Origin of the sequence: Bradyrhizobium sp. (genome assembly GCF_019244115.1) — a bacterium.
Taxonomy (GTDB): domain Bacteria; phylum Pseudomonadota; class Alphaproteobacteria; order Rhizobiales; family Xanthobacteraceae; genus Bradyrhizobium.
The window spans coordinates 1-11,933 of the sequence record NZ_JAFATE010000444.1; the positions used below are offsets into that span (position 1 = coordinate 1).

10 protein-coding genes are annotated in these 11,933 nt (G+C 64.7%); 7 read left to right on the forward strand and 3 right to left on the reverse strand.

Annotated features, from left to right (window positions below):
- The first annotated feature begins 2 nt into the window (after window positions 1-2).
- Window positions 3-377, forward strand: coding sequence for a nuclear transport factor 2 family protein (locus tag JOZ76_RS19490; RefSeq protein WP_291700935.1), 375 nt, complete (start codon window positions 3-5; stop codon window positions 375-377).
- 947 nt (window positions 378-1,324) lie between these two features.
- On the forward strand, window positions 1,325-1,975 hold the full coding sequence (locus tag JOZ76_RS19495; RefSeq protein ID WP_291700936.1) for a glutathione S-transferase family protein: 651 nt from the start codon (window positions 1,325-1,327) through the stop codon (window positions 1,973-1,975).
- An 18-nt stretch (window positions 1,976-1,993) separates the two neighbouring features.
- On the opposite strand, the gene JOZ76_RS19500 is transcribed toward JOZ76_RS19495, so the two are convergent.
- The gene (locus JOZ76_RS19500) at window positions 1,994-3,379 is read right to left on the reverse strand and encodes an FAD-dependent oxidoreductase (RefSeq protein ID WP_291700938.1); all 1,386 of its coding nucleotides are present in this window, start codon (window positions 3,377-3,379) and stop codon (window positions 1,994-1,996) included.
- 420 nt (window positions 3,380-3,799) lie between these two features.
- Between JOZ76_RS19500 and JOZ76_RS19505 the strand changes: the two genes are divergently transcribed.
- The 3 genes from JOZ76_RS19505 to JOZ76_RS19515 are packed head-to-tail and all read left to right on the forward strand — an operon-like array spanning window position 3,800 to window position 6,033.
- Complete coding sequence (locus tag JOZ76_RS19505) at window positions 3,800-5,410, forward strand: Na+/H+ antiporter (RefSeq protein WP_291700953.1); 1,611 nt, start codon at window positions 3,800-3,802, stop codon at window positions 5,408-5,410.
- A gap of 60 nt (window positions 5,411-5,470) precedes the next feature.
- Complete coding sequence (locus JOZ76_RS19510; RefSeq protein ID WP_291700940.1) at window positions 5,471-5,677, forward strand: hypothetical protein; 207 nt, start codon at window positions 5,471-5,473, stop codon at window positions 5,675-5,677.
- Window positions 5,674-6,033, forward strand: a complete 360-nt coding sequence (locus tag JOZ76_RS19515) for a type II toxin-antitoxin system RelE/ParE family toxin (protein WP_291700942.1) — start codon at window positions 5,674-5,676, stop codon at window positions 6,031-6,033. Before JOZ76_RS19510 ends, JOZ76_RS19515 begins: the two co-directional genes overlap by 4 nt.
- Here the strand turns inward: JOZ76_RS19515 and JOZ76_RS19520 are convergent.
- Complete coding sequence (locus JOZ76_RS19520; RefSeq protein ID WP_291700944.1) at window positions 5,957-6,874, reverse strand: N-acetylmuramoyl-L-alanine amidase family protein; 918 nt, start codon at window positions 6,872-6,874, stop codon at window positions 5,957-5,959. The genes JOZ76_RS19515 and JOZ76_RS19520 overlap by 77 nt on opposite strands.
- A gap of 110 nt (window positions 6,875-6,984) precedes the next feature.
- Window positions 6,985-8,364 carry a cytochrome P450 gene (locus tag JOZ76_RS19525; protein WP_291700946.1) on the reverse strand — a complete coding sequence of 460 codons (1,380 nt, stop codon included), beginning with the start codon at window positions 8,362-8,364 and terminating at the stop codon, window positions 6,985-6,987.
- A 183-nt stretch (window positions 8,365-8,547) separates the two neighbouring features.
- Between JOZ76_RS19525 and JOZ76_RS19530 the strand changes: the two genes are divergently transcribed.
- Entirely contained in the window at window positions 8,548-9,360 is an 813-nt protein-coding gene (locus JOZ76_RS19530) for a DUF4886 domain-containing protein (protein ID WP_291700949.1), read from the forward strand.
- A gap of 207 nt (window positions 9,361-9,567) precedes the next feature.
- Window positions 9,568-11,895, forward strand: a complete 2,328-nt coding sequence (locus tag JOZ76_RS19535; protein ID WP_291700951.1) for a molybdopterin-dependent oxidoreductase — start codon at window positions 9,568-9,570, stop codon at window positions 11,893-11,895.
- The last annotated feature ends 38 nt before the right edge of the window (window positions 11,896-11,933 follow it).

Below are 11,933 nucleotides of genomic sequence, written 5' to 3' on the forward strand. Positions count from 1 at the left end.
CCGTGACACCTGACCGTTCCAGCATCGAGGCCGTCGTGCAGACCTATTTCGATGGCCTTTACGAGGGCGACGCCGACAAGCTCGCGGCGGCCTTTCATCCCTCCGCCGACCTGCGCTGGGTCGACAAGGGCGAACTGAAAATTTTGACCGTGCCGGACTGGCTCGCCTGGGTGCGCAAGCGGCCATCGGCAAAGGCCGAGGGCAAGCCGCGCGAGGACTTTGTCGTCACCATCGACCGTTCGGACGACAACACTGCCTTCATCAAGGTGCGCTGCCAGTTGCCGCCGCGCTATTTCACCGACTATCTGGTGGCGATGAAGCTCGCCGATGGCTGGCAGATCGTGTCGAAATCCTACCGCTACGATCTGCGGGAGTGAGCCGAGGACGCCGAGACTTCGTTCGGCACTCCGGGGCGGTCGGACCGGACCGGGCCTTCGCGTCTCGCAAGCTCCAACCTCCGAGTTCAACTGCCACGCTCCTTGAAGCCGTCATCGCCCGGCTTGACCGCGCGATCCAGTACGCCGCGGCCTATCGGCTCAAGCATTGCCGTCTCTGGAATACTGGATGCCCCATTTCCGCGGGGCATGACCACCGAAGGTGTGGCGCGCATTCCCTCTGACAACCTTCGTCGTTCCCGCGGCGCGATCGCGCCCGAGTCTTGCGTCAGTCTTGCTCCCTCTGGACAAGGGCGCAGGGAAGGCCGGGTGCCCGCTTGCACCCGCGGCCCCCGTGCGTAAGAAAAGCACGGGGCAGGAACCACAGGTGTAGGCGGAATCATCCGGCCTTCCCTGCGCAACGGTTTTAACGCTTATATCGCGCTCTCCCTGGGAACCGGGCTTTCTTGCTCCCATCACCCGCAAGATCATCATCTTGCGAGCTTAGCGCCAGCGTCGGGGCGCCAGGACCACACGACTTCGCGTCCGCATCAGCGCCGTTCGTCCGCACGAAAAATTCGTGCGCGCCGCCAACGCGTCCATCGCAGCCCGCCTCACGTTCGGTGACGATTGGCCAAAACGCCCTCTGCATCGAGGCGGGATGGCGCGGATCATGCTCCTGATTTGGGGTCGGCGTCAAGTCTGCTTCTGGATAACAGAAACCGCTCGACTGCGACAGATTGGCGCGACGGGCAGTTTGCGCATGACGCCCATGCGCGTATTACCCGTCGAGGCACATTCGGCAGATCCCCCTCCGGACCGAATCACATCAAGTGGAATTCAAGTTTGCAGCTTTTCAGTCCGGAAAATAACGTCGTTCATGAACGCAGGACCCTCGCAATCAACCGCGTCAGGCACCATGGCATGATGCAATCACCCGGAGTCTTCTCATGATCCCCACCATTACCGCCTTTGAACGGTCGCCCGACGGCGGCAAGGGTCTGGCGCGCGACATGCGCGTTCGCTGGGCGCTCGAAGAAGTGGGCCAGCCTTACGACGTTCGTCTGCTGTCGTTCGAGGCGATGAAGCAAGGCGCGCATCTCGCGCTGCATCCGTTCGGGCAGATTCCGACCTATGAAGACGGCGATCTCGCCCTGTTCGAGTCGGGGGCGATCGTGCTCCATATCGCGGGGCGCCATGCGGGCCTGCTGCCGGCGGATGCGAATGCGAGGGCGCGCGCGATCATGTGGATGTTTGCGGCGGTCAATACCGTGGAAGCGCCGATCCTCGAACTCGTAACCGCCCGGCTGCTGGAGAGCGACAAATCCTGGACCAAGGAGCGCATGCCTTTGGTCGAGGATCGTGTCCGGGATCGGCTGAAACAGCTTTCGGCTCGCCTGGGCGATGCCGACTGGCTCGATGGCGCGTTCAGTGCGGGCGACCTGATGATGGTGGCGGTGCTGCTCAGGTTGAGAGCATCGGGTCTACTGGACGAATATCCGAACCTCTCCGCCTACGTCGCACGCGGCGAAGCGCGGCCCGCATACAAGCGTGCTTTCGACGCTCAATTGGCGGTCTTCACCGCCGCTTCGACCGGCTGACAAGGGTCCGCTCCGGGCTCATGCCCCCGCGCCGAGCCGCGTCACCTCGGCCGCGCCGCGCGCGTGGCGACGAAAATTGCCCCTGATCACCCTTGCGACGACGGCAGGAGCGAGCAGCGTTTCCGGCGGCAACTCCAGATTGGCGACGCGCAGGAACGCGGTCGCAAGGTCGCCGTCGTGCTGCGCGGCCCGGTACAGTTTTCCGATATACCAGTTGATGAAGCGCACCTTCGCAGGCCGCGCTCCGATCACGCGCGGGTGCCGCAAATCGTTGCCGACCGCGATGTCCCAGGGGACATCGACGATCCCCGCGGCGGCCTCGAAAAAGCGCCGTGCGTATGCCGTCCCGGCTTCGCGCAGCGTGTCGCGCAGCGCGATCGCCTGCTGCGCCGCCACGGTCATGCCCTGGCCGTAGATCGGGTTGAAGTTCGAAATGGCGTCGCCGAACACCAGGAAATTTTTCGGAAACCGCGCCAGCCGCTCATAGCGCCGTCTGACATTGGCAGGGTAGCGGTAGGTCACGAAGTCGCCGAGCGGTTCTGCGTGCGCCACGATGTCGTGGATGTCGTGGGTCGGGAACGAACCGGCATAGGCGGCAAACATCTGCGCATTGTCGGGCGCATGGTCGCCGAAATAGCCGCCGATCGAGACGATCCAGCAGTCCTCGCTCTGGAACAGGATCGCCCCGTTGCGCCAGTTCGGCTCGTTGCCGGCGACCACCACCGCCACCTTGCCGCCGAGTTCGCCGGCGTGACGGCGGTAGAGCCGCGTCGTGTAGCCGATGCCGACGTCGATGCGCTCCTCCTCGGGGCGCTCGTAGCCCAGCGCCTCCAGCCAGGCGGGCGCGAGCGAGCCGCGACCGGACGCGTCGACCACGAGATCGGCCGTGATGGTGTGCTCCTGCCCCTTCTCCTCGCCATTGCCGAGCCGGACCCGCACGCCCGTGACGGCGGAACGGTCCTCGTTCGTGGCGAGGCCCAGCACGGCGCCGTTCTGGATCGCGCGAACCCCGGGCAACGCCAGGAGCCGGCGTCGCACGTGCCCCTCCAGCACCGGGCGCGACGCCAAAAGGCCTTCGAGATCGCTTGGCGCCTGCTTCAGCGCCACGCCGTGGCCGAACCAGGCGACGTCGCGCACGGCGTCGACGGAGATGCCGCCCGCTTCGATCACGCCCTCGGTCCAGCCGGGAAAAAAATCCTCGATCACCCGACGGCCGCGCGACAGCAGGCCGTGGGCGTGATGGCCCTGCGGCACGCCCTTGCGCGGGACATCGGCGTCCGGAAAGCTGTCGCGCTCCACGACGGTCACCAAGGGGAAGACGTCCGCAAGCGCCCGGGCGGCGAGCAGTCCGCCCATGCTCGCCCCGATCACGATCGCATGCTCGCCATATCCGTCCACGGTCATGCTCCCGCCTCTTTTCAGCCCTGCTTACGGCAGCGTTGTGCTGGTACGGGGCGGTCCCGCAACCGGTTTTGCCCGGAGCGCCACTTTTCAATCACAGCTTTGTTAACATGGCGGCCGAAATCTGGCGGCGCCTCGGTAAGCTGGCACCGGCCTCATACTGTTTACTCCTCCGTGAAAACAGGCCGGCCTCCCTCTCGACTTGCTCGGGCTCAGCGTCCCTTGACGATTCGCTTCCTGCAGCAGCGATTCATCGCCCGCGAGCAAGGCGAGTGGCGGAGGGATATTCATGGCTCCTTGCTAAAGCCAAATGCGATCGCCTGCCCGCGAGGGCGGAGGCAAGCACCGTCATCGCTTCATTGGGCATCTGCGATGACCTCCGCTGGATTGACCCCAAAGGCCATTCCAGGCGAATTGCGTCTCATGGTGGAGAGCGAGTTTCAAACCTTTCTGGTGCTGCTCGCGGTGCTCGCGGGCACCGCCCTTGTGGCGCGGCGGCTCGAAGTGGCGCCCGCCATCCTCCTGCTGCTCGCCGGCACCACGGTCGCCTTCGTGCCGGGCATGCCGACAGTCGAGCTGCGGCCGGAGCTGGTGCTGCTGGTCGTGCTGCCGCCGCTGATCTACTCGGCTGCGGTTGCGATGAGCTGGCGCGAGTTCCGGCACAATCTGCGCCCGATCATCCTGCTCGCGGTCGGCTGCGTGATCTTTACCGCCTTCGCGGTCGCGGCGGCGACGCACTATTTTATGGGGTTCGACTGGGGCATCGGTTTCGTGCTCGGCGCCATCGTCGCACCTCCGGACGCGGTGGCGCCGCTGGCGATCGCGCGCCGGCTCGGCCTGCCGCGCCGCATCCTGGTGGTGCTCGAAGGCGAGGGCCTCGCCAACGACGCCACCGCGCTGATCCTCTACCGTTTCGCGGTGGCCGCGGTCGCAACCGGCATGTTCTCGCTGCCGCAGGCCACCGGCACCTTTGCGGCAATCGTGTCAGGCGAAATCGTGTTCGGCATCGCGATCGGCTGGCTGTCGTTGCGGGCGCGCCATTGGGCCAGGGATCCGCAGATCGAGATCACGCTGTCGCTGCTCACGCCCTATGTCGCCTTCTGGGTGCCTGAGCATCTCGGCGGCTCCGGCGTGATCGCAACCGTGGTCTGCGGTCTCTATGTGAGCTGGAACGGACCGTTGTGGATTTCGGCTGCCACCCGCCTGCAGGGCATCTTCTTCTGGGATCTCGTCATCTATCTGATCGAGGGCCTCTTGTTCCTGCTCACCGGCTTTCAGATGCGCTCGATCTACGCGCAGTCGAAAGCATTTCCGCTGCAAGACATCATCGGCGCGACGGCACTGGTCTCGATCATCATCATCCTCGCGCGCTTTGCCTGGCTTTATCCCGCAACCTATCTGCCGCGCCTGATGAGCAGGAGCCTGCGTGCGCGCGACCCCTCGCCGCCATGGCAATGGCCGTTCGTGATTGCGTTCACCGGCGTGCGCGGCGCGGTGTCGCTGGCGGCGGCGCTGGCGCTGCCGTTCGTCGTCGAGAATGGCAAGGCCTTCCCCTATCGCGACCTCGTGCTGTTCATCGCCTTCGGCGTCATCGTGGTCACGCTGGTGGGATTGGGCCTCAGCCTGCCCGCCGTGGTGCGCGCCCTCGGCCTCGCGCAGGCCGGCCGTGCCGAGCACGTCGCGGAACATGAACAGGAGATCTCGGCGCGCCGTGAGGCGCTCGAGGCGGCGCTGCGCCGGCTCGAATCGATCACCAGGGATCGCGAGATCTCCGACGAGGTGGTCGGCCTGCTCAGGGCGCGGCACGAGATCCGCACCAACCAGTTGCCGACGTCGCTCGATCCCGAAGCCCGTGAGATCACCAGGGCCGGTGTGGCGCTGACATGCGAACTGATCGCCACCGAGCGCAGGTTCATCCATGAGCTGCTGCGCCACGGCAAGATCACCGACGAGGTCCGGCGGCGGATCGAACGCGACCTCGACCTGGAGGAAGCGAGCCTCGCCAATCGCGAGCATCGCAAACTGCCGGTCTGATCGTTGAGAGAACGAAACCCTGCTATGGTTGTGTCTATGGCGCGACAAAGTCTCGAAATCTTGCTGGAACGGGTATCGACCTGGCCTGAAGAGGTGCAGGAGGAGTTTGTCAGGTCCGTCGCGGATATCGAAAACAAGCATTTCGGACCGTATCAGCTGAGCGACGACGAGCGGCAGGCCGTACGACGGGGCCTCGGCGAGATGCGCGACCGGAGGCTTGCTGATGAGGCAGCGGTTGCTGCCGTATTTCATCGCGTTCGGGCATGAAGGTTCGCTGGTCCGAGACGGCGCTCACCGAAATCGAAAACATTTTTTCCTACATTTTCGAACGCAACCGATTTGCGGCTGCCGCCGTTGTGGAGCGGATCGAGGATCTGACGAAACTTCTTGAGGAATTTCCATTCGCCGGACACGTTACAGACGAAGCCGACGTCCGCGTCTTGTCCGTGGTTCGATATCCATTCTTGATATTTTACGCGATAGACGAGACGGCAGAAGAAATTGCATCTTGCATGTGCGGCATGGGGCGCAGCAGCCGCCATAACATCACAGCGGCCCGAGGATCGCCCAGCGCGGATCGCAAAACTCCCTCACGGCGGTCGCGACGCCGCTTGCGATCATAGCCTGGTGTTCCGGCGAGCTCATCTTGAGCTCTTCGTCGCGGTTGATGATCGAGCCGGCTTCGAGCAGCACGGCGGGCATCCGAGTCTTTCGCAGCACGACGAGCTCGTCATAGCGATAGACACCGGTGTCCTTGTCCAGCAGCTGACGCTGATAGCGCCCCATGACCGGCAGCGTGTATTGCCGCGCATAGGTAAGGCCCTGCGCCCTCATCTCGCGGCCGACCAGCTCGGCAAATTTCAGGCTGGCGCCGAACTGTGGATTCTCGCGCGAGACGAACACCGAATAGCCGGCAAAACGATCGCTGAAATGGCTCTTGCGGCCGTCGAACTCCCAGTTTTCGAGCAGGAAATTCGGCACGGAGTCATGATGGATCGACAGAAAAAGATCGGCCTGCAGCTCGTTGGCGGCAGCGACGCGCCGAAACAGGCTGGGCGTCGACCGGCCCTGGGTCACCAGTAGACGCGCGTCGGCAAAACCGTCGGCCTTCAGGCGCTCGGCAATCCGCTGCGCGAGGCGCAGGTTGAAATCGAACTCGGCGACGTTGCGGGCCGAGAGCGCGCCCTCCGACTCCGCGGTATGGCCGACGTCCAGCACGATCCGGAACGTGGTGGGATCGCAGCGCGCGGCCGACAGGTTTTGGCGCTTCGACGCGGCAGGCGCCGGCGCGATCGCGGTGGGATCGAGCGCGGCCAGCCGCATTTTGCGATGCTTTGCGACCACAGCATGCAGGTGCGGATGCCTGGCCATGTGCCGCGACCAGACGGTGTCGGTCGTGCCGACCGCCAGCACCAGCGCCGCCACGAGCGGCACGCCCATGGTGCGACCACGATTCCCCCTCATGCGATCTCCCCCCGAACAGGATCCCCTACTCCGCCGCGGCAATGCGCGACCGACCGACAAAACCCCCCACGTCGCCAAACCGCCATAACGGCCGGTCTATGAGCCGCGGTTCATGTCGCCGGCTTCACGCGGACCCGCAGCCCGTCGCGCGGTTTTGGGATCGGCCACATCTGCCAGCTGGCGCGATAGCCCGGTGCAAGCGAGACCTCGAGATCTTGCAGGAAGTGGCGAGCAAAACATTTGGCCTGCATGTTGGCGAAATGCAGCCCGAGGCACATATGCGCGCCGCCGCCGAACGGCACCCAGGCGAAGCGGTGGCGGCTCCGCGAGGTGTCCTCGGCGAAGCGGAGGGGATCGAAGCGGTCGGGCTCCGGCCAGATCCCCGGCATGTGATGCGTGAACAGCGGATTGATCCCGATCAGGGTGCCGCCCGGCACTTCAAAACCCTTGAACGTAAAATCGCGCACGGCACGGCGCGGCATCGAGGGCACCGGCGGCTTGAGCCTGAGCGCCTCCTTGAAAGCCATTTCAGTGAGCGGCATGGCCTCGAGCTGATCGAAGCCGATCGCCGCATCGGCACCAAGGCCGAGTGCCATGACCTCCGCGCGCAGCTTCTGCTGCCACACAGGATTGGCGGCGAGCTCGCCGACGAACGAGGTCAGCGACGAGGTCAGCGTATCGTGCGCCGCCATCATCAGAAAGCTCATGTGGTCGATGATGTCCTGGTTCGACAGCAGCGCGCCGTCCTCATGGGTGGCCTGGCAGAGCTGCGAGAACAGGTCGTCGCCGCCACCTTTGGCGCGGCGGAGCGGAATCTGTTCCGAGAAATAGGCGACGATGCGCCTCCGGCCTGCGACGCCGCGGGCCATCTGCGTGCCGGGCAGCGGCCGCCGCACCACCGCGACCGCGGCGGCGACCATGTCGACGAAGGCGCGCATGATCTCGTCGACCTCGGGGCCGATGTCGGCGCCGAGAAATGCGGTCGCGGCGAGATCGAGCGTGAGCTGCTTGATCGCCGGATAGACCAGCATCTCGCCGGGCTTTTGCTTCCACTCCGCGACGCGGCGAGCGATGCCGCGGTCGAGCTGGGTCAGGTAAGACTTCATCGGGCCGGACTTGAATGCGACCGACAGCGCCCGGCGGTGCAGGCGATGCTCGTCGAAATCGAGCAGCATCAGACCGCGCGGAAACAATCGGCCAAGCACGATGTCCCAGCCATGGGTCGAGGAGAACAGCTTGGCCTGGTCGAACAGCACCAGCTCGTTCGCCTCCGGCCCGAGCAGCACGATGGAGGTCTCGCCGAACAGATGGGTGCGGTAGACGAGGCCGTATCTCGCCGCGTTCCGCTCGACATGCCCCTTGGGGTCGGCGAGCACCTGCAGCGTCTTGCCAACGATCGGCCAGCCTTCGTCGCCGGGAATATGCTTCAGGGATCCCCGCTTCGGCGGGCTGAGGCGGATCGTGGGAGAAGCTGCGCTCTGCATCGACATGGCATTGACCTCATGAGGTTGCCGGCATGTCTCGTGATCGGCCGCAAAATAGCCGCTCGCCATTGGCAGTGCAAAGCCTATCGGCTGCGCCGGATCAAATTGCGTCGAGCGGGCGGCGATGCCTCCCCCGCGACAAAGCCGCGCAACGTGCTAAGCTCTGCAGCAAAACGCGGGAGGAACGACATGCGCTCATTTGTCCGGGGATTTCTTGCGATGCTTGCCGTGCTTTGCGCGGCGGCGGCTGCGCAGGCGCAGACCAGGCCTCAAGTGACAAGTCTCGGGCCGGACTATCCCAAATCCGAGATCTTCATCGGCAACAGCTTCTTCTATTTCAACAACGGCATGCCCAGTCATGTCAGCCTGCTGGAAAAGGCCGCCGATCCCGAGCACAAGCAGGACTACCGCGCCACCATGGTGACGATCGGCGGCTCGGGCCTCGACTGGCACGACGTCGAGAGCTATTTCCGCCCGGGCGCGATCGGCTCCTATTCGTTCGACGAGCACAACGACATCGTCTTCAACAGTTCCGGCAAGCTGTTCGATGCCGCCGTGATGATGGATTGCAGCCAGTGCCCGATCCATCCGAAGTTGAAAGCGGTCTTCACCGACTATGCGAAAAAGGACATCGAGATCGTCCGCGCCCACGGCGCAACGCCGATCCTGTTCATGTCCTGGGCCTATGCCGACCGGCCGGAGATGACGGCAGAACTCGCCGAAGCCTACACGACCGCTGGCAATGCCAACAATGCTCTCGTGATTCCGGCGGGCCTCGCCTTCGCGCGGGCACGGGAGAAACAGCCCGAGCTCAATCTTCATGCCCCGGACAAGCGGCATCCGAGCCTTGCCGGAACCTATCTGGCGGCCTGCACCGTGTTTGCCGCGCTGACCGGCCGTTCTCCGGTCGGCAATTCCTACCTCGCCGGGATCGATCCGCCGACCGCAAGGTTTTTGCAGCAGGTCGCATGGGACACCGTGCAGGACTATTACGGGAAGTGATCTAACTTCGTCATTCCGGGGCGATGCGAAGCATCGAACTATGGTGCGCATTTGCGCACCTGAGCATCTCGAGATTCCAGGTTCGGCTCTTCGAGCCGCCCCGGAATGACAGAGACCCGAATACGCGTCGGTCCGCCGGCATCTTTTGCCGTTGTTTAAATGATGATTGTCATATAAAAAGCTCCGGTGACGCAATGGGAGGACGACATGGAACCGCGCTGGCACAAGACCGCGTGCAATCTCTGCTACGTCAACTGCGGCCTCGAGATGCTGGTGGAGAACGAGCGGATCACAAAAGTCCGCGGCGACCGCGACAATCCGAAATCGCAAGGCTATCTCTGCAACAAGGCCGCGCGCATCCCGTTCTATGCCCATCATCGTGATCGGCTGACCACCCCGCTGCGCCGGCGCGCCGATGGCGGCTTTGACGCTATCGACTGGGACACGGCGATATCAGAAATTGCTGCGCGGCTACGCGAGATCAGCGAAAGCCATGGCGGGCAGACCATCGCGCTCTATGGCGGCGGCGGGCAGGGCAATCACGCCGGCGGCGCCTATGCCAACGCGTTGCTGCGGGGCCTCGGCTCGCGTCATGTCTTCAATGCGCTGTCGCAGGAAAAGACCGGCGACTTCTGGGTCAACGGCCACCTGTTCGGCAGCCAGACCTGCCACACGGCCGAGGACGTGCATCATTGCGACCTGTTGTTCGTCATCGGAGCGAATCCATGGATCGCGCATGGCTTCCCCAACGCCCGCGACCATATGAACAGGATCCGCAAGGACGCCGCGCGAAAACTGATCGTGGTCGACCCGCGCCGCTCCGAGAGCGCCGAGATGGCGGACCTGCATCTGCAGGTCCGACCGGGTGCGGATGCGTTTTTGCTCGGCGCCCTTCTGGCAATTTTGGTACGGCGTGACGCGGTCGATCACGATTTCCTCGCGGCCCACACGACTGGGTATGCCGAGGTGAAAGAGGCGCTGCTCAAGGTGCCGGTCGCCCGCTGGGCTGACGCGGCCGACATCGCGATCGCCGATATCGAGCGCTGCGTCGACATGATGCTGGCCGCCAACGCGATGGTGGTGCGGGTCGAGCTCGGCCTCCAGCAGGGCGTCAACTCGACGCTCAATTCCTATCTCGAAAAGCTGCTGATCATGCTGACCGGCAGCTTTGGCCGCGAGGGCACCAATCAGCTGCACAGCTGGCTGCAGCCGCTGTGGGGCAATTCGCCCAGCCAGCGCTTCAAGCCGCTCGACATCGAGGTGATCGCGGGCCTGCTGCCGCCCAATTCGCTGGCCGAGGCGATCCTGGTCGATCATCCGGACCGCTTCCGCGCGCTGTGGGTCGACAGCTCAAACCCTGCGAACACCGCGGCCAACAGCACGGCGGTGGAAGCGGCGCTGCGCGCGCTCGATCTCTGCGTCGTGGTCGACGTCGCCATGACGGAGACGGCGCGGCTTGCGCATTACGTGCTGCCGGCATCCTCGCAATATGAGAAGACCGAATTCACGCTGTTCAATTTCGAGTTTCCGACCAATTATTTCCATGTGCGTGCCGGCATCGTGCCGCCGCTTCCGGGCACGCTGCCGGAGCCCGAGATCTATCTCCGCCTGGCGCGGGCAGTCGGGCTATTGCCGGGCGACAATACGCTGGCCGATTTGCGCGAAGCCGCGCGGCAGTCGCGGCCGGCTTTTGCCGCCGCGTTCCGCGGCTTCATGGCGCAAAATCCGCAAGCCGTGCCGCTCGGCGCGCTGGTGCTCTATGACACGCTCGGGCTGACGCTGCCCGATGGCGTCGCGGCCGCGGCGCCGCTCTGGGGTGCGGCGGCAGCCTGCGCCAAGCGCGCGCCCGAGGCGGTGCGGCGCGCGATCGGCGCCGGCGCCGAAATCTTGGATCAAACGCTCGGCGATGCCTTGTTCGACAAAATCGTCAGCGCGCGCCAAGGCGTGGCAATCACGCAGCATGCGTATCACGAGGTCTGGTCGCTCGTGGCGCATCCCGACCGCAAAGTTCACCTGGCGATTCCCGCGCTGCTCGAATGGTTTTTGACGCTCGATCCGGCGGCGGCGCTGCCGCCAAAGGAGTATCCGTTCATTCTGGCGGCCGGGCAGCGGCGCATGTTCAACGCCAACCAGATCTTTCGCGATCCGGCGTGGCGGCGCGACGATCCCGACGGCGCGCTTCGGATCAATTCAACCGATCTTGCCGCGCTCGGCGCTGGCGAGGGCGACTGGATCGCCGTCGAGTCCGCGGCCGGACGCGTCGTCGTGCGCGCCAAGGTCGATGACGGACTGCGCCAAGGCCTGCTGGCGCTGCCGCACGGCTATGGCCAGTCCTATCCCGCCGCCGACGGCGAGCGTTTTATCAATGGCCCGCGGATCAACGCGCTCACCGATGCCGGCAACCGCGATCCGATCGCCGGTACGCCCTATCACAAGCACGTCGCCGTGCGCCTTGCGAAGGCCTCACCGGAAGAGGCCGCGACCTGCGAGCGCCAGTCGCGGCGCATCCATCAGGGCGAGCTCGCCGCGTCTTAGAGGTGGCGTCGAAGCGATGGACTTGATCCGCTGCCGCG

What these genes read in the sequence shown, in the direction of transcription:
- JOZ76_RS19495 (WP_291700936.1), top strand. Translation starts at nt 1,325, where the DNA reads ATGATCCCCACCATTACCGCCTTTGAACGGTCGCCCGACGGCGGCAAG.
- JOZ76_RS19500 (WP_291700938.1), bottom strand. Translation starts at nt 3,379, where the DNA reads ATGACCGTGGACGGATATGGCGAGCATGCGATCGTGATCGGGGCGAGC.
- JOZ76_RS19505 (WP_291700953.1), top strand. Translation starts at nt 3,800, where the DNA reads ATGGTGGAGAGCGAGTTTCAAACCTTTCTGGTGCTGCTCGCGGTGCTC.
- JOZ76_RS19515 (WP_291700942.1), top strand. Translation starts at nt 5,674, where the DNA reads ATGAAGGTTCGCTGGTCCGAGACGGCGCTCACCGAAATCGAAAACATT.
- JOZ76_RS19520 (WP_291700944.1), bottom strand. Translation starts at nt 6,874, where the DNA reads ATGAGGGGGAATCGTGGTCGCACCATGGGCGTGCCGCTCGTGGCGGCG.
- JOZ76_RS19525 (WP_291700946.1), bottom strand. Translation starts at nt 8,364, where the DNA reads ATGTCGATGCAGAGCGCAGCTTCTCCCACGATCCGCCTCAGCCCGCCG.
- JOZ76_RS19530 (WP_291700949.1), top strand. Translation starts at nt 8,548, where the DNA reads ATGCGCTCATTTGTCCGGGGATTTCTTGCGATGCTTGCCGTGCTTTGC.
- JOZ76_RS19535 (WP_291700951.1), top strand. Translation starts at nt 9,568, where the DNA reads ATGGAACCGCGCTGGCACAAGACCGCGTGCAATCTCTGCTACGTCAAC.